This is a genomic window from Cloacibacillus sp., assembly GCF_020860125.1.
In the GTDB taxonomy this organism is placed as follows: Bacteria; Synergistota; Synergistia; order Synergistales; family Synergistaceae; genus Cloacibacillus.
In genome coordinates this window covers 1-22526 of record NZ_JAJBUX010000001.1, presented here as the reverse complement: position 1 = coordinate 22526, position 22526 = coordinate 1, and the positions used below count along the sequence as shown (strand labels likewise).

General features: G+C 55.4%; 20 protein-coding genes. 9 read left to right on the top strand and 11 right to left on the bottom strand.

The window, feature by feature from the left end:
- Window positions 1–24 precede the first annotated feature (24 nt).
- The 9 genes from LIO98_RS00100 to LIO98_RS00060 form a co-directional block, all read right to left on the bottom strand.
- Window positions 25–885, bottom strand: a complete 861-nt coding sequence (locus LIO98_RS00100) for an aldolase/citrate lyase family protein (protein ID WP_291952280.1) — start codon at window positions 883–885, stop codon at window positions 25–27.
- Complete coding sequence (citD, locus tag LIO98_RS00095; protein ID WP_066742459.1) at window positions 886–1158, bottom strand: citrate lyase acyl carrier protein; 273 nt, start codon at window positions 1156–1158, stop codon at window positions 886–888.
- Window positions 1159–1374: 216 nt separating this feature from the next.
- A complete protein-coding gene (locus LIO98_RS00090; RefSeq protein WP_291952279.1) occupies window positions 1375–2646 on the bottom strand; it encodes an isocitrate/isopropylmalate family dehydrogenase in 1272 nt (423 codons plus the stop codon).
- Between the two features lie 120 nt (window positions 2647–2766).
- Entirely contained in the window at window positions 2767–3258 is a 492-nt protein-coding gene (locus LIO98_RS00085) for a 3-isopropylmalate dehydratase small subunit (protein WP_291952278.1), read from the bottom strand.
- Window positions 3259–3260: 2 nt separating this feature from the next.
- Complete coding sequence (locus LIO98_RS00080) at window positions 3261–4517, bottom strand: 3-isopropylmalate dehydratase large subunit (protein ID WP_291952277.1); 1257 nt, start codon at window positions 4515–4517, stop codon at window positions 3261–3263.
- A gap of 26 nt (window positions 4518–4543) precedes the next feature.
- Window positions 4544–5068 (bottom strand): 3-isopropylmalate dehydratase small subunit, encoded by a 525-nt coding sequence (leuD, locus tag LIO98_RS00075; RefSeq protein WP_291952276.1) that lies wholly within the window; start codon window positions 5066–5068, stop codon window positions 4544–4546.
- 15 nt (window positions 5069–5083) lie between these two features.
- Window positions 5084–6364 carry an aconitase/3-isopropylmalate dehydratase large subunit family protein gene (locus tag LIO98_RS00070; protein ID WP_291952275.1) on the bottom strand — a complete coding sequence of 427 codons (1281 nt, stop codon included), beginning with the start codon at window positions 6362–6364 and terminating at the stop codon, window positions 5084–5086.
- A 41-nt stretch (window positions 6365–6405) separates the two neighbouring features.
- On the bottom strand, window positions 6406–6966 hold the full coding sequence (locus LIO98_RS00065) for an HD domain-containing protein (RefSeq protein ID WP_291952274.1): 561 nt from the start codon (window positions 6964–6966) through the stop codon (window positions 6406–6408).
- Between the two features lie 54 nt (window positions 6967–7020).
- Window positions 7021–7719 (bottom strand): FadR/GntR family transcriptional regulator, encoded by a 699-nt coding sequence (locus LIO98_RS00060; RefSeq protein ID WP_291952273.1) that lies wholly within the window; start codon window positions 7717–7719, stop codon window positions 7021–7023.
- A 422-nt stretch (window positions 7720–8141) separates the two neighbouring features.
- Here LIO98_RS00060 and LIO98_RS00055 point away from each other — a divergent pair, with 422 nt between their 5' ends.
- Window positions 8142–9473: a B12-binding domain-containing radical SAM protein gene (locus LIO98_RS00055; protein WP_291952272.1), complete on the top strand. Its 1332-nt coding sequence runs from the start codon at window positions 8142–8144 to the stop codon at window positions 9471–9473.
- Window positions 9474–9583: 110 nt separating this feature from the next.
- Here LIO98_RS00055 and LIO98_RS00050 read toward each other — a convergent pair whose 3' ends face one another.
- Complete coding sequence (locus LIO98_RS00050; RefSeq protein ID WP_008709551.1) at window positions 9584–9937, bottom strand: helix-turn-helix domain-containing protein; 354 nt, start codon at window positions 9935–9937, stop codon at window positions 9584–9586.
- Between the two features lie 143 nt (window positions 9938–10080).
- Complete coding sequence (locus LIO98_RS00045) at window positions 10081–11097, bottom strand: proline racemase family protein (protein ID WP_291952271.1); 1017 nt, start codon at window positions 11095–11097, stop codon at window positions 10081–10083.
- A gap of 220 nt (window positions 11098–11317) precedes the next feature.
- Here LIO98_RS00045 and LIO98_RS00040 point away from each other — a divergent pair, with 220 nt between their 5' ends.
- The 8 genes from LIO98_RS00040 (at window position 11318) to cas2 (ending at window position 22409) form a co-directional block, all read left to right on the top strand.
- Window positions 11318–12115 (top strand): dihydrodipicolinate reductase C-terminal domain-containing protein, encoded by a 798-nt coding sequence (locus tag LIO98_RS00040; protein WP_291952270.1) that lies wholly within the window; start codon window positions 11318–11320, stop codon window positions 12113–12115.
- Window positions 12116–12287: 172 nt separating this feature from the next.
- Window positions 12288–14630: a glycyl radical protein gene (locus tag LIO98_RS00035; RefSeq protein ID WP_291952269.1), complete on the top strand. Its 2343-nt coding sequence runs from the start codon at window positions 12288–12290 to the stop codon at window positions 14628–14630.
- A gap of 85 nt (window positions 14631–14715) precedes the next feature.
- Window positions 14716–15870: a hypothetical protein gene (locus LIO98_RS00030; RefSeq protein WP_291952268.1), complete on the top strand. Its 1155-nt coding sequence runs from the start codon at window positions 14716–14718 to the stop codon at window positions 15868–15870.
- Entirely contained in the window at window positions 15867–16772 is a 906-nt protein-coding gene (locus LIO98_RS00025) for a glycyl-radical enzyme activating protein (protein ID WP_291952267.1), read from the top strand. The genes LIO98_RS00030 and LIO98_RS00025 overlap by 4 nt, the downstream gene beginning before the upstream one ends.
- Window positions 16773–16859: 87 nt before the next feature.
- A complete protein-coding gene (locus LIO98_RS00020) occupies window positions 16860–17354 on the top strand; it encodes a transposase (RefSeq protein WP_291952266.1) in 495 nt (164 codons plus the stop codon).
- Window positions 17355–18021: 667 nt separating this feature from the next.
- On the top strand, window positions 18022–21204 hold the full coding sequence (gene cas9, locus LIO98_RS00015; protein ID WP_291952265.1) for a type II CRISPR RNA-guided endonuclease Cas9: 3183 nt from the start codon (window positions 18022–18024) through the stop codon (window positions 21202–21204).
- Entirely contained in the window at window positions 21191–22069 is an 879-nt protein-coding gene (cas1, locus tag LIO98_RS00010; RefSeq protein ID WP_291952264.1) for a type II CRISPR-associated endonuclease Cas1, read from the top strand. The genes cas9 and cas1 overlap by 14 nt, the downstream gene beginning before the upstream one ends.
- Window positions 22070–22100: 31 nt before the next feature.
- Complete coding sequence (cas2, locus tag LIO98_RS00005; RefSeq protein WP_273310741.1) at window positions 22101–22409, top strand: CRISPR-associated endonuclease Cas2; 309 nt, start codon at window positions 22101–22103, stop codon at window positions 22407–22409.
- Window positions 22410–22526: the final 117 nt, after the last annotated feature.

Here is a 22526-nt window from a genome sequence, read left to right as displayed (position 1 = left end):
TCATTTCACCTCTTGTTGACCAGTTTATGCCAGGCCGGCGCGGACGAGTGTGTATTCCGCCCTTTTGACTACGGGGATGTCTACCATTTTGCCGTCTACTGTTACCGCTCCCTGCCCACGGGCAGCCGCCTCTTTGGCCGCGGCGATTATTTTCTGCGCTTTGGCTATTTCTTGTTCGGTGGGGTTGAATATGTCGTGGATTATTTTTATTTGGTTGGGGTGGATTATGGATTTGCCGGAGAAGCCGAGCTGTTTGATGAATTCGGTCTCTTTGCGCAGTCCTTCGTCGTCGGTTATGCGCGCGAATACTGTGTCGAGGGGTTCTACTCCCGCGGCGCGCGCCGCGAAGACGAGCATTCTTCTCGCCCATTCAAGTTCTGTGCTGTCGTCTGAACGGTTGGTTTTGAGGTCGGCGCGGAGGTCTTCTCCTCCGGGGATGATGGCCTCTATGCGCGGGGAGGCTTTGGCTATTTCGTAGGCGTTCCAGATGCCGTGCGCGGTCTCAAGGAGGCAGTGGAGGCTGAGTTTGCCCACCGGAAGGCCGTTTTGTTCTTCCAGTCTGGAGAGTTCTTCGTCTATTATTTTTACGGTGTTTTCGTCTTCGACTTTGGGGACGCGGATTCCGTCGAGGCGTTTGTTGGGGACTATGGCCGCGAGGTCGTCTTTCCAGTATTCGGTGTCTATGCCGTTGATGCGGACGGAGACGTAGCAGTCTCCGAATTCTCCCTGTTTGAGGTATTTGGAGACGAGTATGCGCGCCGTGTCTTTTTCTACCATCGCCACGGCGTCTTCAAGGTCGAGGACTATTCCGTCGGAGCCGAATAGGTAGCCTCTCGTTAGCATGTTGGGGTTGTTGCCCGGAAGGTAGAGCATTGTGCGTCTCATTTATTTAACACTCTCCTTTTGCAGTCTTTTGTAGGCCGCTTCGACTCTAGCGCCGAGGACGATGTCGAGGGCTCCGTTGTCCTGGACTCTGACTTCGATGTCTTTCGTACCCAGCTCGCACAGGGTGTCGGTTATTTTCTTTTCCATCGCGCTTTTGAAGCGGGCCGCGCTGGCTCCCGTTATCTCTATTTTGATTCCGGCTCCCGATGGCGCTTCGGTGAGGGTCACGAGGCAGTCCATTGATTCGAGTGTGCCGGCCTGGGATGTCTTCATCTCTCTTTTCCCCCTTGGTCTGGTCTTTCTTACTAATCGTCGGTTATTTTTTATAATGCCGCACTTACCGCCGCATCGCCGGCGTTTCCACCGCACGGCGATAGTTGACGCGGCCCGCCTCTCGATTCTGATTCTTACCGATTGGAAGGCCGCTGGATTATTTAGCGCCGCCGCCCCACTTAGGATAACTGCGGAGCGGCGTTCGTTATTTAAAAATTAGTCGGCGAATCCGATGAGCGAAGCCTCGTCCCAGGCGCACATCTTGTGGACTTTTTCTTTGGCCGCCGCAAGCTTCTCGCCCTTGAATTCGGGGTTGAGCTTCTGGGCGATCGCCGTGGCCATCTCTATCGTGGAGGCCGCGTTCTTTTCCCAGTCGGGGTCGCCGCGGAAGTCGCGAAGGACGTCGTATGTAAGGGTTCCGGGCTTGTTCTCAACGAGGACTTCGCCGAGGGCCTTTTCGATCTTCGCCGCGTCTTCGTCGAGGCCGAGGTATTCAAGCATCATCTTCGCGGTCATGATCATCGCGCTGGGGTTGACCTTGTACTGGTGGGCATACTTCGGGACCGATCCGCTTGACGGCTCGAATATGGCCGCGTCAACGCCGATATTTCCCGAGGGGGCAAAGCCCAGTCCGCCCGTGAGCTGTGACGCTTCATCGGAGAGGATGTCGCCGAAGACGTTAGAGGCCACGACTATGCTGTAATCCTGCGGGTTCTTGATGAGCCACATGGCCGTCGCGTCGGCGTTTTCTTCGTAGGCTTTAATGCCGTACTGCTCGTATTCCTTAGCTATTTCGAGGAACTTTCTCTTCATCATGCCGTCCGTCTGGCGGATGACGTTGGCCTTGTTGCCGCAGTGTACCGTCTTGCGGCCGGTCGCCTTCGCATATTCAAACGCCGCGCGGATTATGCGCTCGCATCCCTGCTCGGAGAATACGCGCCATGAAACGGCGACGTCGCCCTTGCCCTCGCGGAAGCGGTCCATGCCCTTGTGGAGGTCGAACATCTCTTTGGGAAGCGGGAAGAATTCAACCGCCGCGTAGAGGTCTTCCGTGTTCTCACGGAACATGACGATGTCGATGTCGGGGTCCTTCACGAGAGGTGTGCCGATTCCAGGCAGCTTCTTCGCGGGGCGGATGTTGATGTAGAGGTCAAAGAGCTGGCGCATCTGAAGGATGGCGGACTTGAAGCCTTTTACGCCGGCCTTTGAGGTGATGGCCGCCATAAGGGTGGCGTCCGTATCGCGGATCGATTTGATCGTTTCGGGCGGAACGGTGTTGCAGCGGGGATCGCCTTCGCCGAATTTCTTGTTCGACTTCTCCCACATGCACCAGCCAAGGTCGGCGCGGTGCCAGTTGATGGGCAGATTCATCGCGTCAAGGACGAGGAGCGCGCCCTCCATCATATCGAAGCCGGAATCGTCTCCAGCCATGTAGGTTACATCGTAGCGATCCTTCGTCTCTTTTACCTTCATTATGTTGCGTGCCATTGTTGTAGTTCCTCCTCTTAATTTTTATTGCTTCCTAGTTTTCTTTAATATTCAACTTACCCATATTACGCAGATCAGATGTGCCAGCCGCAACGCGAACGGCGCATATAATCAGCGGCGCTATAGACCGAGCTCTTTCTTGACGTGCGGAATAAGCCCGCCGTCTTTGATCAGTCCCTGCACAAATTCGGGATAGGGGGGGAAGGGATATTCTTTGCCGCCGGCGATGATTACACCGCGGTCAAAGTCTATCTCCACAACGTCCCCGGCGTTGATGGCGTCTACCGCGTCGGCGCAGATGATGATGGGCAGCCCCTCGTTGAAGCAGTTGCGGTAGTGAATGCGCGCAAAGCTCTTGGCGATGATCGCCGCGATGCCGCGCTCTTTGAGGCAGGAGACCGCCTGTTCACGGCTGGAGCCGCAGCCCCAGTTTTTGCCGCCGACGATGATGTCTCCCGGCTGGGCATTCTTTGTAAATTCGGGGTCAAGGTCTTCGCAGGCGACCTTCGCCATGTCCGCGCGTTCCTTGATGGTATATGTGTATTTCCCCGGGAAGATGACGTCCGTGTTGACGTCGTCGCCGTATTTCCAGACTTTACCTTTTACCGACATGATTATAGCGCCTCCCTCGGGTCTGAAATTTCGCCCTTGATTGCAGATGCTGCCACCGTCATCGGGCTTGCGAGATAGATGAAGCTCTCTTTGTCGCCCATGCGCCCCTTAAAGTTTCTGTTGGCTGTGCTGATCGCCGCCTCACCGGGGGCGAGGATTCCCTCATGGTTGCCCATGCAGGGGCCGCAGCCCGGGTTGCAGATTATACAGCCGGCGTCGAGGAATATGTCGAAGAGTCCCTCTTTCATCGCCTGGCGGTATACGATCCAGGAAGCGGGGATGACGACCGTGCGGACGGCAACCTTTTTACCCTTGAGGATGCCGGCGGCGAGACGGAGGTCTTCGATACGCCCGTTGGTGCAGGAGCCAAGGAACGCCTCATGGATCGGGGTGCCCTTTACTTCCTCAATGGGGGCGTAGTTGTCGACCTTGTGCGGCTTCGCGACGCCGGGTTCGATATCGCCGAGGTCGTAGTGGTACTCCGCCGCGTAGACCGCGTCTTCGTCGGCCCAGAGGGGCTCCCACTTGTCGCTTTTCGCGTTGGTTTTTATCGCGTCGAGGACCTTCTGGTCGGGCTTGCAGACGGCGTTCTTCGCGCCGAATTCAATGCCCATGTTGCAGAGGGTCATACGCTCGGCGATGCTCATGTTCTCGATGCCGTCGCCGTGGAACTCGACGCTCATGTAGTCGGCTCCGTCGGCGCGCACGTCGCCGATGAACTTGAGGATGAAGTCCTTCGCCGAGACGCCGGGCTTAAATTTGCCGGTGACGACGACCTTCATGCTCTCGGGAACTTTGAACCAGAGTTTGCCCGTGGCCCAGACCGCCGCCATCTCGGAACGGCCGATGCCGGTCGAGAAGGCGCCGTAGGCGCCGTAGGTGCAGGTGTGGCTGTCGCTTCCCACCATAACGAGTCCGGGAAGGGCGTAACCCTCTTCGCACATCTTCTGGTGGCATACGCCGCCCTCGCTCTTCACGTCGTAGAAGTTAGGGATGCCCTGCTCCTTCACGAACTCGCGGACCTCTTTGTGGTTCACTGCGTGGTCGCTGGAGGGCGCGGGGACGGCGTGGTCAAGGATGAAGCAGATGCGCTCGGGATATTTTACGTTTTTGACGCCGATCTTCTTAAAGGTTCTGGCGATCGGAGCGCCGTTGTCGTGGCTCATGCACCAGTCCGGCTCGACCGTTACGACCTGGTTGGCTACCACTTCGTATCCGGCCGCCTTGCCCAGCGCCTTTTCTGCAAATGTCTTGCCCATAAGATTTATCCTCCCTCTGTTACTCTCTATTTCGCAGCCGCTTTGGCCTTCATGTAGTTCATGAGGCCACCGGCCTTCATTATGTCGTTTTCGAGATCGCTGACTGCGTCGCCGTGGAAGGTGTTGCCGTTGGTGACGTCTTTGATCGTTCCCGTTGAGAGCTCGACCTCAAGCTGATCGCCGTCTTTGATCTTTCCCTCTTTGATGGCGTCGGAGATGCCCTTCACGAAGAGAACGGGATAGCCGTTGTTGATCGCGTTCCGGTAGTAAATGCGGCTGCAGGTCTCCGCGAGGACGCAGGGGATTCCCGCGTACTCGAGGCAATAGACGGCGTGCTCACGACTTGAGCCGCAGCCGAAGTTTTTGCCGGCCACCACAAAGTCTCCGGGCTTAACTTCCTTGGCGAAGTTTTCTTTGCCGGGATAGTATTCGAAGGCGTACTGCGGCATGTTCTTAGGATCGGTCTCCGCGAGATATTTGTTGTGATAGATGAGGTCGGTGTCGACGTCATCGCTGAATACCCACGCTCTGCCTTTGAGAATTTCGCTCATAACACTCTTCCTCCTCTACTTCAGTATATCTCTGGGGTCTGTGATGCAGCCTTTGACGGCCGTAGCCATCGCGGTCATCGGGCTCATAAGGTAGGTGTGGCTTCCCTTGCCGACCTTGCCGATGAAGTTGCGGTTAGTCGTCGAGCAGCCCACGTCTCCGGAGGGCATCGCTCCGTAGTGCTCCGCCGTGCAGAGCGAGCAGGTCGGGTTCGTAAAGACGATTCCGGCCTTGAGGAAGTCCGTGGCCATTCCCTCCTGCACGCAGCGCAGCTGTATCTCCGTAGTCGAGGGGGTAATGATCGTGCGCACCTTCGGGCTGACCTTGCCGCCGCCGGCCATCAGCACTTCGTGAGCGGCCTTGATGTCTTCATAACGCCCATTCGAGCATGAGCCGATATGGACCTGGTCGACGACCGTACCCGCGATTTCACGCACCGGCTTCACGTTGTCGGGAGCGTCGGGGCAGGAGGCGAGCGGTTCAAGATCCGTCACGTCGTAGTGGAGGACCTTGCAGTATTCGGCGTCTGGATCGGCCTTGAGCTCTTCGGCGAGCTTCGCCACTTCGGGACCGGCGCGCTCCACAAGCCACTTGAGCACTTCGCCGTTCGGCATGATGAGGGGGACTTTGCCGCTCATCTCTGTGACCATCGAGCAGAGCGTGATACGCTCGTCAAGAGTCGCGTTGTCGATCGTCTCTCCGGTGAATTCTACGGCGAGGAAGTCCATGCCGCCGGCGCCGAGGTCGCCGACGATATGGGTGAGGAGGTCTCTCATGCAGACGCCGCGCTTGAACTTTCCCGTTACTTCGATCTTCATCGTCTCGGGAACGCGGAACCAGTTTGTACCCGCGATGTAGGAGGCAGCGATGTCAGAGTTGCCGACGCCCGTGGCGAAGGAGCCCACAGCGCCGAGGAGGTTCATGTGGCTGTCAGTGCCGAGAACAACGTCGCCCGGCTTTATCATTCCGGCTTCAAGCATTACGTGCTGGCCGATGCCGTGGTTGATGTCGAAGACGCGGGTGACGCCCTGCTTCTTGCAGAACTCACGAATTATCTTCTGGTTGGTGGCTACCTTCTCCGAGTGAGCGGGAGCCTGAAGGTCGAAGGTGAAGGCGAGCTTGTCGGGGTCCCATACCTTCGCGTCCTTGCCCATCTCCTTTTCAAACTGGAGAACGACGTTCGCGCCGCCGAAGTCGCGGCAGGTCGCCCAGTCAATCTTGCACCAGACGCGGTCTCCGACCTTTACAGGATGGCCGGATGCCTTTTCCATGATCTTGACGATAGATGTCTTGCCCATTTTAGATATCCCTCCGTATTCGATTAGGTGGATAATATTAACTATTTCATTCCAAGGAACGACTTCACGGACTCGAAGTTAATGAAGTCGGCCTTGTTGACGATTACGCCTTCGGGGCTGCGGAGCGTGCCGTCGCCTTCTTTAGCGTGATTAGCAATGATGTGCCCGATCGCGTCGGAGCAGCCGTTGCGCATCGCGATGACTGTACCAGAGAAGGGATGGCGGAGGTTCTTGCCCACAGGCGACTTCACCGTTTCACCGGTGGCGTTACGCTCGTACTCCACCAGCTTGCCTACGTCGTGGAGAAGCGCACCGGCGACAAGAAGGTCGTTGTCGATCGTGAACTTCGCGTCCTTCGCGGAGTAGATGGCGTTAAACTCATCCATCGCCCTCTTCGCGACGCGCGTCACGCCGCGGACGTGCTCAAGATAAGAGAAGGGGCAGTTGGGAATAAGGAGCGTGAAGGGGATCTTGTCCATATCCTCGGGCTCCCAGCCGCCTGTCTTAAGGGCGTCCACATATGAGGCCACTACCTTGGCCTGCAGTTCGGGGTCCTTGATCCATTCGATTTCCGGAAAGAGCTCTCTGATTTTTTTCTCCATTATCACAATTCCTCCTATAAATTTGTTGTCTGTCCCACACTTGTTTTTATGTATTTATTCGCCCGCCGCAATTCCCTTGTGCAGCGTACGGTAAATCCTGTCGATATGATGGGAGGCCGCCTCGCGCGCCCTATCCACATTATGATCGAGGATCGCCTCGTACATCTCCTTGTGCTCGTTGAGAAAGGCGTCCTTGTCGTCGAGAAGGTTATATATCCTCTCGTGCGTCGCGAGTATCAGGTCAAAATTCATCCTTGTAAGGTTTATGAATACGAAGTTATGCGTCGCCTCGGCAAGCAGGAGATGGAAGTCGAAGTCTGCCTGCGCGCGCTCTTCGGGACTGGAAAGCGTCTTTTCCGTCGTCGTGATGACACGCAGTATCCTTGTGAGGTCCGAGGGAGTCGCGCGCATCGCGCTCTCACCGGCGATCGCGGGGTCAAGTATGCGGCGCGCCTCCATAAGCTCAAGTATGGCCGAGTCCTCGAGCTGGATCGTATTGCGGTCCGCGGAGATGGTGCGGGGGTGGCGTACGAAACGCCCCTTACCTGGGATAGACTCAATAAGCCCAAGAAGCTCCATCACACGGAAAGCCTCGCGCAGCGAACTGCGGCTCACGCCAAAAGTATCCATAAGCTGACGCTCCGAAGGAAGCGGATCGCCAGGAAGAATATTGCCCGCGGCTATTTCACCCTTCAGTTTTTCAACCACTTTTTCATAGATTCGAGTTCCTCTTGAAACCGGCGCGTCTATCATTGTGAAAAAACCTCCTTGGTGGACTACCCAGTACACCTTATACTACTTTTTAGGGAAGTTGGCAAGCCTTTTTACGTATTCTAAATAGTCCAATAATTTATGACAATTTACCGCAAACAATGAGTTCAACATATTGTGAACGCAATTTATAATATTGGTATCAGACGTTTTTTCGTGATTTTGGGCGATTAATTTTATTTCTGCATACTTATAAACTTTTTGTCCTATTTTTGATACGATATTATTACTTGCGAAATCTTCACTTATGGTCTGACCGCGTTTTCATTGTGCGGAAAGCACAATTTATCTGCACCTTCAGTGTATTTATCGCACAAAGCGGAGTCAAAGGCTTTCGTAAAGAGGCATTTTGCATTAAACTCTGAACCGTTTAAAAGTTTATATTTTCCGAAGAAAGGGTATCGATGACGTACAAAATTATTTCACAAACTGGACACTCCAAAACAATCTCTAAACCCCTCGCCACGCGGGAGCTAGTCAGCCTCCGCGGCGCACGGGTTCTCGGCGTGAACCCGCCGGTGCGGGACTTCGCCTTCATGGATCTCTGGTCCAAACCGCTGGGCCTTCTTTACCTCCTCCAAAGCCTCAGAACGCGTAACGATGTCCAACTGCTTGACTGCATCGCGCAGGCCGCCGACGGCGAAAAGAGCTTCGGGAGAGTGAAGATCCGAAAAGAAGAGGTCGGGAAACCGGAAGTTTACCGCATGATACCGCGAAAATACAGCCACTTTGGTCTGACCAAAAGTGAAATAATATCATTACTTGAGAGACAGGAGTGCCCCGATTACATCCTTCTCACCTCGGCGATGACCTATTGGTATCCCGGAGTGAGCTGGGCAATCGGCGTATTAAAGGAGATATTTCCACAGAGCCCCGTGGTACTCGGCGGCATATATGCAAGCCTCTGCCCGGAGCATGCGGCGGGACTCGGGGCCGATTATATCATTGGAGACCGCTGCGAGCCGGAGGCGCCCTATCCAGCGATGGACCTCTACGGCAGACCGGCCTACGGCGTAGTCATGACCTCCTTCGGCTGTCCCTTTTCCTGCCGTTACTGCGCCTCAAACGTCCTGTGGCCGCGATACCACCGGCGAAGCCTCGAAGAGGTCCTGCGCGAGATCGGCTTCCAGGCCGCCCTGGGCGCGAAAGACTTCGCCTTCTACGACGACGCGCTGCTGCTGGATAAAGAAAATTTCTTTTACCCGCTGTGCCGCGAGATCAAGGCGCGCTGCGGCGGCAAACTGCGCCTCCACACCCCCAACGGCCTCCATGTACGCCAGATAGACGCGGAATGCGCCTGCATACTTTACGAGAGCGGCTTCAAGACCATTCGACTGTCGCTCGAAAGCATCGATCCGGGAGTGGCGCGCGACAGCTCCGGCAAGGTGGCGCGCGGCGAATACGCCGCCGCGGTGAAGAATCTGCTTGCGGCGGGGTATGAGACGAAGGACTGCGAGACCTACATCCTGCTCGGCCTCCCCGGGCAGGACCTCACCTCCGTCAGAGAAACGATAGCTTTCATCCGTGACCATGGGGGCACGCCAAAGCTCGCGGAATTCTCCCCCATTCCCGGCACACCGCACTTTGAAGCGGCGGCGGAAAGACTGCCTGAATTGAGAACTGAGCCGCTGCTGCAGAACAACTCCGTCTACTGCTCCTATTTTTCACGCGACATCACGCCCGAAACGCTGCAGGAGCTGAAGGATATGGCGAGGCATAAGGAATACGCCGGTTAGATACTGTCTTTTACAGGACAGCCGCGCGCGAGGGCAAGGAGCCGTTCCCAGCATTTGCCGTTTTCGCCCAACTGAACGGGCGCGCTCCGACACAGAAGAAATGTTCCCGCTTACCGGGCGGGACGGTGTTTTTTGCCCCAGGCGCAGAGGTCTTCCATCAGCGGGAGCAGCGAGACGCCCTTTTCCGTCAGCGAATATTCCACGCGCGGCGGGATCTGCGGGAATTCCTTGCGTTCGACGAGTCCGCTCGCATCGAGCTCCTTCAGCGCGGTGCTGAGGGCGGTGAAGGAGACGTTGCCGATGAAGCGGTGCAGTTCGTTGAAGCGCATCGTGTTGCCGTGCTGCGCGAGGGAGTAGATGATTATCATCTTGTATTTGCCGCCTATCAGGGAGAGCGTGTAGCCGAATCCCGTATCCTTCAGTTCGGCCCCCGGCCTGGTGCAGTCTTTCAGTTCGTAATCCATTACGAAATCCTCGTTTCGTCGGAATTATATAGGGGCATTATAGCATCTTATCGCGGGGGCAGCTTTCACATATCGGCCCCCCCTCCCGCGACAAAATTCACTTCAATTTTTAATTTTTATAGACCGGGCAAGCGACGCCCCTCCTAAAGGAAGAATCCTTCCGGGAGCGGGTCGCTCGGGTCAAGGACGAGCTTGTTGAAACCGCTGATATAGGCGGAGCCTTTGATTTGGGGGATTATCGCCTCTTTACCGCAGACGTCCTCAGACGCCGTGACGGAGCCGACGAATTCCGTGCCGAGAATGCTCGTCGAGTAGAAATCGTTCTTTTTGTCCATCTGGCCTCTCGCGATGAGCAGCGCCATTCGCGCGGAGGTGCCGACTCCGCAGGGAGAACGGTCCACGGCCCCTTCGCCGACGACGCAAACGTTCCTGCTCTCATAGCCGCCCTCTCTCTTTTCCACGGGTGAGGTGACGAGCGTTCCGTATATCCCCTTTATCCCTTGGTTTTGCGGATGGCGGATATCGACGTTTTCATTGAGCCAATCTTTTATCTCGACGGCACGCGCCGCGATCCGCGCCCTGTTTTCGGGCAGGACTTTGAGTCCGAGCTTTTCTTCTTCCACGAAGCACATAAAGGCGCCGCCGTAAGCCACGGCGACCTCGACTTCGCCGATGCCTTTGACGGGGACCCTGATGCCGTCCCCATAGACGAAGGAGGGAACGTTCGTAAACGCGACGCTTACCGCCCTGCCGCCGTGAACGTCGGCGGTGGCTGTGACGCGGCCGGCGGGCGTATCCACCTTTATCACGGATACGCCGTCGTCAGGCACGGCGACGATGCCGGTATCGACGGCCATTTTTACGGCCCCTATCGTCGCGTGTCCGCACATGGTGCTCACGCCGCCATTATAAATAAAAAAGAGCCCCATGTCGCCGTCGTCTGTCACCGGCGGCTGCAGGACGGCCCCGTACATGTCGTTGTGCCCGCGCGGCTCGCGCAGGATCATCTTGCGCAGGCCGTCATAGTTTTCCCTGAAATAATTCATCCTCTCCAGCATACTCCGACCCCTTATCTGGGGCAGCCCGGCCGTGACAAGCCTGACCGGCTCACCGGCGGTATGTCCGTCAATGATGTCGATCATGTATTTAAAGTTTAGCATTCTCGGCGATTCCTCCATACTTTAAATTTTCCGCGGCGCGGCGCTGTCGCCCGGCAAACGTTTTCAAGGCGATTCTATGATTGTTACACTATCGTTGTCAACACTCAACTTTGCTTTAGTATCTAATGTTTTTTTGCGTTCTTGTGCAGGCAAATCCCTTCGTGATATCATGCGGCCGTAAAAGAAAAATATCAGCCGCAAGGCGATAGGAGGAAGAGCGATGATCAGAGTTTTTGTTACCGGGATTTCAGGAAATGTAGGACGTGCGATCGTGAAGACTATCGAGGCGAAAGAGGGATTTGAGCTTGTCGGAGGATGGGCGAAGGAGACCGGCCTCGACATAGGCGTCGCGGCGGGGACGAAGGAGCTGGGAATGACGATCCTGCCGTCGCTCGCGGAGGCGCTGAAGGCGAGCCGCCCGGACGTAGCGATAGATTTTTCCGCGACGCCGGTCCTTGAGAACAATATGCGCGCCTATCTCGACGCGGGGCTCAACGCCGTCATCGGCACGACCGGCCTCACGGAGGAACAGCTCGCGCCGTACAGGGACAAGGTAGCGGCGCGCGGCCTGCGCTGGGCCGTGATCCCCAATTACGGGCTCGGCATCAGCCTCGCCGCCGATTTCATCAAGCATGCGCGCAAATATTATCCGTACGTCACGATAACCGACCAGCACACGAACGAGATGATGAACGCCCCCAGCGGCACGGCGGCGGCTCTTGCGGCCGCGGCGGCCTCCGAGGGCGCTTTGGGCGCGGTCGCGAGCAGGGAAAGCTACGACGGTGTCCTCGGCGCCGCTATCGAAGGCGTGCCGGTCTTCTCGCAGCGCCTTCCCTGGCCCGGGCCTTTCTCGGGACATGAGATCACGCTCGCGCGCAAGGATGAAGTGATAAAGATATCGGTGCAGGATTTTACGAGCGACATCTATATGGACGGGATCTTCCTCACTGCGGAGAAAATCGCGGCCTTCCCCGCCGGCTCCTTCCTGCGCTCTCTTTCCGCCGTATTGGAAGACTGACGGCAGCCGTCACCGGGCGGCGCGCGGCATTTCCGCGCCGCACCAATGACAACCTATTTCCCCGCCAAGACGATAACCGAAACTGACAACTGAACAGGAGGTTTTTTATATGACGTCATAGCCATTGGGCGCTGCGCCGGCAGATGGCCCGCGCCTAGCGCTCACGGAGAGGGTGAAGCGCCTCAGAGAACTCAGCCGGGAGGCCGAGGTCTGGATCGATCCCGAAAGGGCGCGCGTGATCACGGCCTTTTACAGGGAAAACGACGGCAAGTACAGCATCCCCGTGCTGCGCGCGCTGGCCCTCAAGGATCTTTTTCAAAAGAAGGAGCTCTATCTCGGCGACGACGAGTTAATCGTCGGCGAGCGCGGGAGCGCCCCCAAACGCATCCCCACCTTCCCCGAGATCGCCTGCCACTCGCTCGAAGATCTGGAGATGCTCGCCTCGCAGAGGATGATCACCTACAACGTCTCCGACGAGACGAAGGATCTTTACAAAAACGAGGTCATTCCCTACTGGCGCGGCCGCTCGCTGCGGGACCGCGTATTCGGCCGGCTGGAGCGCGAGTGGATGGATATTTACGAAAGCGGGCTCATCACCGAGACGCTGGAGCAGCGCGCACCCGGATCGATGGCGCTGGACGGAAAGATCTACAGGACGGGGCTGCTGGGGATAAAGGAGGAGATCAAGTCCGCTGTGGCAGCGCTTGATTTCATGAACGACCCCGAGGCCTCCGACAAGCGGGAGGAGCTGACGGCGATGGATATCGCCTGCGACGCGCTCATCCTCTACGCCAAGAGATACGCGGAGATGCTGGCTGAGAAAGCGGCACTCTGCGCGGACGGCGCGAGACGGGCGGAGCTGGAAAAGATGGCCGACGTCTGCCGCCACGTCCCCGCGCACGCGCCGCGCGACCTCTGGGAGGCGCTGCAGACCTACTGGTTCCTCCATGTCGGCGTGGTCACAGAGGCCAACGGCTGGGACGGCTGCAATCCCGGGCATATCGACCGCCACTTTTACCCCTTCTATAAAAAAGACGTCGAGAGTGGCGCACTGACAAAGGATTCCGCAAAGGAGCTTCTATGCGCTTGGTGGATAAAGTTCAACAATCACCCCGCGCCTGCCAAGTACGGCGTGAGCGCGCTCGAAAGCGGAACTTACAACGACTTCGTCAACATCAGCCTCGGCGGGATGACGCAGGAGGGGACGGACGCAGTCAACGAGCTCTCTTACGTCTTCCTCGACATACTCGACAAGATTGAATTCATCCAGCCACAGGCACACATCCTGCTCAGCCGCGTCAACAGCGACGAATTTCTCAAATACGCCTGCCGCGTGATCCGCAAAGGGCGCGGCTTCCCGGCGGTCTTCAATGCCGACGCGGCGATCGAACAGCAGCTGCGCACCGGCAAGACGCTGGCCGACGCGCGCGGCGGCGGCATCTGCGGCTGCGTGGAGACGACCTGCTACGGCAAGGAGGCCGCGCCGCTCATCGGCTATATCAACTTCCCGAAGATACTCGAACTCGCGCTCCACGACGGCGTCGATCCGCGGACAAAGCGCCGGATCGGCCCGGCAAGCGGCGCGGCGGCGGACTTCGCTGACTATGAGGAGCTGATCGCGGCCTTCAAGCTCCAGGCGAAGCACGTCATCGAGACCAAGCTGCGCGGGACGCAGTATCTCGAGCGCATGTTCGCCGAATACCTGCCGCAGTCCTTCCTCTCCTCGCTCATCGAGGGCTGTGTCGCCAAGGGCAGGAACTACAACGACGGCGGCCCGAAGTACAGCATCTCGATGCTGCCCGGCGTCGGCATCGGCACGGTGACGGACAGCCTCGCCGCGATCAAAAAGCACGTATTCGACGAGGGAAGGTATACTCTCGCTGAGACGGTGGAGGCGCTCGACGGCAACTTCGAGGGCCGCGGGGAGATGCGCGCCGTCTTCGCGAACCGCACCCCGCGCTACGGCAACGACGACGATTACGCCGACGCCATCATGAAGGAAATTTCCGATTATTTCATCGACGCCGTGGACGGCAGGCCCGACAGCCGCGGAGGCACCTACCGCATGGATATGCTCCCCACCACCTGTCACATGTATTTCGGCGAGATGACGCTGGCGACGGCTGACGGGCGCGCGGCCTTCACGCCGCTCTCCGAGGGGATATCGCCGGTGCAGGGGGCGGACCGCGGCGGCCCGACCGCCGTGCTGAAGTCGGCGGCGAAGATGGACCACGCCCGCACATGCGGCACGCTGCTGAATATGAAGTTCCTGCCCGACGCGCTGAAGGACGAGAACGGCATCCAAAAGCTCGCGGGGCTGATACGGACCTATTTCCGCTTCGGCGGCTATCACCTCCAATTCAACGTCTGCGACGCGGAGACGCTGCGCGGGGCGCAGAGAGAGCCGGAGAAATACCGCAATCTCATCGTGCGCGTGGCGGGATACAGTGATTATTTCAACGCCGTCGGCAAGTCGCTGCAGGACGAGATCATCCGCAGGACGGCCCACAGTTAGGGAGCCGCTGATTACGGCTCCCCGGCCGTAATCAGCGGACGATACGTTAGGTCTTATATAGTAAAAAAGAGACGGAGGCTTTGTGATGACAAATATCAACGGGAAAACCGGCGGTTGGAAATCGATCCTCATTTTCGCCGGCAGCTACATCAGCTATTATTTCGGCTCGGGCTACGCCACTGGACAGGACCTCATGCAGTATTATCTTCGTTTCGCCTACGGCTGGCATTTTTTACTGGGGCCGATGCTGGCGCTGGTGATCTTCTGGTATTACAACTGGAGCTTCACGCGGACGGGGGCGCGGGAAAAATTCAAACGGCACGGCGATATCTTCACCTATTACTGTGGTAAGATCATCGGCCTCGCCTTCGACATCTTCATCATCATCTCCTGCGGCCTCTGCTATATGGTGATGTGCAGCGGCGCCGCCGCCACCCTCGTGCAGCAGTTCGCGATGCCGGAATGGCTCGGCGCGGTCATCTTCTGTTTCTTCGTCGTGACGACGAACATCTTCGGACTGCGTGGTATCGTGAGGGTGCTGGGGCAGCTTGGGCCTATCCTCATCGTCAGCGTCTTTCTTATCTCGCTCTTCACGCTGGCGCGCAGTTATGAAAACATTCCCGAGGGCTTCCGCCTGATCCGGGAGGGCAATCTGGGACAGATATCGATCGGCCCCAACCTCTGGATCGGCTCTATCTTCCATTCCGTCACTGTGATCGGCTGGTTCGCAGCCTTCTCGGCGGAGCTCGGGGCCAGGAGCGATCTCAAAGAACTGTCGACCGGCATCGTGCTCGCCTGCTTCGCGGTCCTCGTCACCACTACGGTGGGCTCGTTCGCGCTCATCGGCAACATCAAAGAGGTCGCGACCGCCGCCATCCCAAACCTGATCTTGGCGAACAGGCTCTCGCCCCTGCTCGGCAACTTCTTCGCCTTCATCGTGCTCGGCAGTGTCTACACCACCGCAGTGCCCCTGCTCTGGACGACCTCCAGCCGCTTCGCTGGCGGCGACCTTTCGCGCCGCTTCCGCCTCATCACCGTCGGCGTCGGCGTGCTCGGCCTGCTGATGGCCCTTTATGTGCCATACCGCAGCTTCATCAACATCATCTACACGCTTTGCAGCTACATCGGCATCGTGATGCTGCTCTTCATGCTGCTCAGGGACGCGCGCTTTTTCCTTGCGGGGCGCAAATTCGCCAAGGCCGCCGAAGCCGCGGGAGGCGAAGGGGAGGGCGGCAGATGAACGGCACGATTTTCAACATCGAGCATTACGCTATCCATGACGGCCCCGGCATCAGGACGACGATATTTTTCAAGGGCTGCCCGCTCGCGTGCCTCTGGTGCCACAACCCCGAGGGGCTATCCGTCAAACCGCAGATCGTCTATTACCGGCAGCGCTGCGTCGGCTGCAAAAAATGCGTCTCCCTCTGCACCGCCGGCGCGCTCTCGCCGAGGGACGGCGGGATCTCGTTCGACGCCGGGAAGTGCCGTCTCTGCGGCAGATGCGCCGAAAGCTGTCCGGCTGAGGCGCTGGAAAAGGTCGGCAGAAGCGTCACGGCGGCGGAGGTTATCGCCGAGGCGGAAAAGGACCGGATCTTCTACGAGGAATCGGGCGGCGGCGTGACATTCTCCGGCGGCGAACCCTTCCTTCAGGCCGATTTCCTCCGCGAATGCCTGACGCTCGCTAAGACGCGGGGACTGCACACGGCGGTCGAGACGAGCGGTTTCGCCCCGCGCGAGGCAGTGGAAAAGGCCGCGCCTTACGTCGACCTTTTCCTCTTCGACGTCAAGCATATCCGCGCCGCCGAACACCGGAAATACACAGGGGCGGACAACGCGCCGATCAAGGCCAACCTGCGCCGCCTCTCGGAGCTGGGGAAGGAGATCGTCCTGCGCATGGTGGTAATCCCGAACGTGAACGACGATAAAGAAGCGCTGGAGGAGCTCTGCTGTTTTCTGCGCGATGAGACGTCCGTGCGTACGGTGAACCTGCTGCCGCTCCACAAATCGGCCTCGGAGAAATACCGGCGGCTCGGCAGGGAATTCGCGATAGAGGACTTTGAGACGCCCGACGACGAGAGGATGGCCGCGGCGGCGCGCCTCTTTGCGGAATACGGATTCAGGATGCTGATCGACGGACAATAAACAACAGAAACAGTCCACAACGACGACCGCGCGTCCCCGCGCGAAACGCGGGGCGCGCGGCCTTAAGGAATTGCTGATAAATTCACTTTGTCATATAAAACCTTACGTATCGTCCCCAAGACGGAGATACAGAGCTGTGTCAAACACCAGCTTCGCAATTCTGGGCGGTACGTTTTATATAAGGATATAAAGGAGCTCATGAAAGACTTGAAGGCCGTATATACCGCTCCAGACGAAGCGTCCGCGCTGGAAGCTCTCGATGCCTTTGGTGAGAAATGGGACAAGAAATACGCCTATATAACCAAGTCCTGGAGGGAGAACTGGGCGAACCTCAGCACATACTTCAAGTACCCGTATGAGATAAGAAAGCTGATATACACGACAAACGCGATAGAGGGGTTCAACAGGCAGCTGCAGAAAGTCACCAAGGCCCAGTCCGTATTCCCGACAGATGACAGCCTGTTAAAAATGCTCTACCTGGCAATGATGGACATAACTAAGAAATGGACGGGGCGCCGCATAGACTGGGGACAGATACTCGCCCAGCTCTACGTATACTTCGAGGACAGAATCCCGGAATAACCCCTGGCAATAAGTAAAAACAAGCTGGACGCCATTGACATCCGGCTATGGTGAAGCTATGTTTTACGTACAGAGCAGAGCCGCAGCGCACGTTTGAAACGCGCATGGGAATTAGTCTCGAACTACAAGACTGAGGATGTTTACACAGAATTAGGAACTGACCCGGAAAAAGCCCGCAGCGAGAAGAACTATCTTTTTATTTTTACCCTGAGTTCCCCAGCCACTGAAAAACATACGCACAGCCCCCGATCTCTGCCGGATATCCTTTCGTTTATTTTACATTAAATATCCCTTCCGCGGAGGAGACGATAAAATTCATCCGCGGCGGCGGAAGCACGCCGAAGTCCGCGGGACGAGGCTCCGTTACCGGTACGCCGCACGTTGAGCATGGTATGTGACAAGATTATTGATATCGTTCTTAACTTAAGACAACAATGTTACATTATAATTTTATAAGAGTAAAATTATTGCATAAAATATAAAAACAACGTATACTAAGGTCACGGTTCGCATGTGTAGCATTTCGGAGTGTGGCACATTGCTATAATAAGTGCATCCCAACTGGGATGTTACCGTAAGGTTCGCCCCGGTTTTGGTTTTAGTACCTTGACCGGGGTATCCTCTTTCAAATAGACAAACAGCGACAAATAAAAAGGGAGGTTTCCTCATGAATTCTTCCATGCTTGAACGTTACTCACTCGGCCTAGATATTGGAATTACCTCCGTCGGTTGGGCTGTTCTCAACCTAACCGGGGGAAAAATAGCAGATCTTGGCGTCCGCATATTTGACAGAGCGGAAGAACCAAAGACAGGAGCCTCTCTTGCCGCGCCGCGCAGAGAGGCAAGAAGTACGCGCCGCAGGCTCAGACGAAAAAGGCAGCGCATGTCGGATATTCGTTCGCTCATCGTATCCCACGAGATCCTTTCACAGACTGATATGGACAACCTCTTTAATTCCCCACATCCATGTACTCCCTGGGTGCTTAGAGCCGAAGGGCTTGACCGCCTGCTAACATGTGAGGAATGGGGCCGCGTCCTCATACACATGGCAAAACATAGAGGCTTTAAATCAAATAGGACTGTGGCTGAAAGCGACATAAAAAACAGCGAGGACGGCAGGGCACTGTCCGGAATAAAAGAAAACAGCGAACTGCTCAAGGCCGGCAACAATGGCGCCGGCTACAGGACAGTCGGGGAACTCATCCAAAGCGACCCTAAATTTTCCGGCCACAAGCGCAACAAGGGCGGAGAATACTCACATACTATTCTTCGTAAGGATATAGAGAGAGAAATAGAGGCTCTCTTTGAAGAACAGCGTAAATTTGGAAATACCTATGCCTCTATGGAATTAGAGAAAGAATACAAGGATATTTTTGGAAGACAGCTCCCATTCGCGTTCGACGGCACGATAGAAAAGCTTATTGGACACTGCTCTATTGAGCCTGCCGAAAAAAGGGCGCCAAAGGCGTCGTGGACCGCGGAACGTTTCATCCTCCTAAGCAAAATTGCAAATCTAAGAGTACGCTCAGACGGCAAAAAAGTTCCTCTGAGCATAGATGAACGGAGAACCATTGATAACCTTGCCTACAAGAATACAAAGGTCACATATAAACAGATACGAAAAGCTCTCAACTGGCAGGATAACTTAGTTTTTGACAGCCTTCCGTTCACAAAAAAGGACAAAGATCCCGAAGACAGCGTTTTTGTTGAGCTGAAAGGCTGGCACACCTTCAAAAAATGCCTCTCAGAAAAATTAGGAAAAGACTATTGGGAGACAATAAGCGTAAACCCGCGCCTTCTCGATGATTTAGCCTACGCTTTGACATTCAAAAAGACAGATGATGATATTACGAGGTATCTTGAGGAACGGAACATTGACAAAAAGATTATCGACGCGGTTCTCCCACTCAACTTTTCCGGCGTCGTAAATCTGTCAGCCGCAGCGATGGGCAAGCTTATCCCGTTTATGGAAAAAGATGGCTGCCGCTATGACGAAGCATGCGTCAAGGCCGGTTACATCCACTATAAACCAGCGGAAAAAGAGCGCTCCCTAAAACTTCCCGTGCCGGATTGGGAAGAAATAAGAAATCCCGTCGTCATCCGCGCCATCGCAGAGACACGCAAAGTAGTAAACGCCGTCGTGCGAAAATACGGGCCGCCAGAGTCAGTTCAGGTTGAGCTTGCACGGGACCTCTCCCGTTCGAAAGAAGAAAGAGATAAAATTATAAAAGAGCAGGAAGAAAATAGATCTCAAAAGGAAAAGCTTGCAAAAGAGTTTCAGGACAAGTTTCATTACGCGCCTAACGGGCGGCAGCTTGAGAAATTTCGTCTTTGGAAGGAACAAAACGGTTTCTGTCTATACACCGGACAATATCTCGCACCCGGGGACGTCTTCAACGGCAGTGACGATAGCTTCGCGGAGATAGACCATATCATTCCGTACAGCATCTCTTTTGACGACAGCCGGATAAATAAAGTGTTGGTAACTTCCGGCGCCAACAGAGAGAAGGGGAACCGCCTTCCCTATGATTACTTCGGCGGTGACGGTGAAAAATGGGACGAATTCACCGCTCGTGTCAACGCCAATATCCAAAACAGGAAAAAGGCCGCACGCCTGAAGATAAAGAGCCTTGATGATAGTGACATCTCTGAAATGAAAGAGCGGAATTTGAGCGATACGAGGTACATAACAAAATACGTCGCAAAATGGCTGGAGGAAAATCTGTTATTTGCCGAAAAAAAGGCCGAAAATCATGTCACGAGAATCAACGGGCGGGCCACAGCAACGCTGCGCTGGCAGTGGGGAATCAATGCTCTGAAAGACCGCGAAAGCAGCGACCTTCACCATGCGCTTGACGCCTGCGTCGTCGCGGCGGCAACGCCAGGTATAATAAAAAAAATCTCCGATTATTCGCGTGACAGAGAGCTGCAAAAATTAAAGGTCAACGCAGAGGGCAATAAAAAAAGGCGCTGCCCAGAACCGTGGGAATACTTCAGGAAAGAGGTCGAAGCACGCCTCTCCGAAAACCCGGCGGAAAAGATAAGGGAATTCGGCCTCACCAGCTACAGCGAGAGCGAACTGAACGAGCTGAAACCTATCTTCGTTTCCCGCCGTCCTGACCGCGGGGCGACAGGGGCCGCCCATAAGGACACCATATACTCAGCGAAATATCTTAATGACGATCCACCAAGAATAGTCGTAAAAAAAGCGCTGACATCTCTAAAAAAAAGCGACCTTGAGAACATGGTAGGTAAAGAAAGAGACCGTGCTCTCTACGAAGCGCTTGCCAAAAGACTCGAAGAATATGGAGATAAGCCGGAAAAAGCGTTCAAGGATGGTTTTAGAAAACCGGCCAGCAATGGAAACCCCGGCCCCGTCGTACGTTCTGTTAAAATTTTTGACTCGCGCACCGCCGGCCTGCCGGTAAACGGCGGTATCGCCTTCAACGACGGTATGGTCAGGGTAGATCTCTATCAAAAAAACGGCAAATACTTTTTAATACCGTATTATGTCAGCGATATCGCAAAAAAAATTGTAAAGAACAAGGCAATAGCGCCCGGCAAAAAAGAAGATGAATGGATCACTATAGACGGAACCTATAACTTCATCTTCTCACTATTTAAAAACGATCTGGTAAGGATAATCGACAGCAAAGGCAGGGAAATTTTTGGATATTACAACAGCTGCGACAGAGCAACTGGCGCTATTGAAATAAAAAAGCATGACGGCAGTGTGTCGTGGCGTGGGATAGGAGTTAGGACCGCAAAGCTTATTGAAAAATATCAGGTGGATGTCCTCGGAAGCTGCCACAAGGTGAAGAGAGAAAAGCCATCGCATGAGCTGGCGTAATGTGGTAATCGGCAGCCCCGCGAAACTTTCACTTCGACTGAACCACCTTGTCATCGGACAGAAAGAAGAGGTGGAAATCCCGCTTGAAGACATCTCGGTTATAATCGTAGAGACTGAACAGGCGATCATCACCTCCAGTCTCCTTGATGTGCTCGCGGAAAAGGATATACCGCTTTTTACGTGCGGCAAAAGCCACCTTCCCTTCGGCCTCTTAGTCTCATATCAAGGACACAGCCGGTTTCTGAAGGTATTGAAGGGGCAGTTGGAACAGACCCTGCCCTTCAGAAAAAATTGCTGGCGGCTTGTGGTTCGGCAAAAAATCAATAACCAGGCCGCCTGTCTTGAAATTCTCGGCAAAAAAGGAGCTGACGAGCTTCGTGCCATCGCGACAGATGTACGCAGCGGGGATAAGGAAAACAGAGAGAGCGCCGCGGCAAGAATATACTTCGACAGCTATATGCCGCAGACAACCCGCCAAGAGGACAACTGTGTAAACGCCGCGCTGAACTACGGATATTCAATCATGCGCGGCGCGGTGGCCAGATCCCTGACATCATATGGGTTTTTGTGTGCCATCGGCATACATCATAAAAATGAACTTAACTCTTTCAATCTGGCGGACGATTTCATGGAAACGCTGCGACCCGTGGTTGATCTCTGGACTGCACGGAATATTGAGGAAGGGCAAAGTTTCACAATAAAAGACAGAACGGCGTTGGTCTCCCTGCTTAATTCCCCGATAACGATCGACTATGCGCGGCAAAGTATCATCAGGGCGATTGATATAATGTCCGCCAGCTTCAGCACCGCCACTTCGTCAGGCGATCCGGAACGGCTGAAACTGCCGGTATTGGATCTCCGTTAGCGCCGTGCCCGCCGCAAAAAGGTTAAGATTCTTGAGAATCCTAGTATTCTTTGATCTTCCCGTCGTCTCCAAAGACGAACGGAGAATATATACGAAATTCAGAAAATTCCTCATCTCCGACGGTTATGACATGCTCCAGTTTTCCGTCTATTGCAGGATCGTAAACGGAGAAGACGCAGTGGACAAACATTTAGAACGGCTGAAAAAAGAATTGCCCGAAAAGGGCTCCGTGCGATTTTTGCAGATAACAGACAGGCAATATGCCGCGATGAAACTGCTCCTCGGAGTGAAAACGAAAAAAGAAAAATTCGTAGATTCCCGCCAAACATTACTCTTTTAACAAAAAAATAAACGCCTGGAATCCTTACCAAACAAGTGCTGGCAAGAATCCAGGCGCTGCGAATTATAGCATTTCGGAGTGTGGCAGAGAGCTATAACCGAACCCGAGAACGGCTCG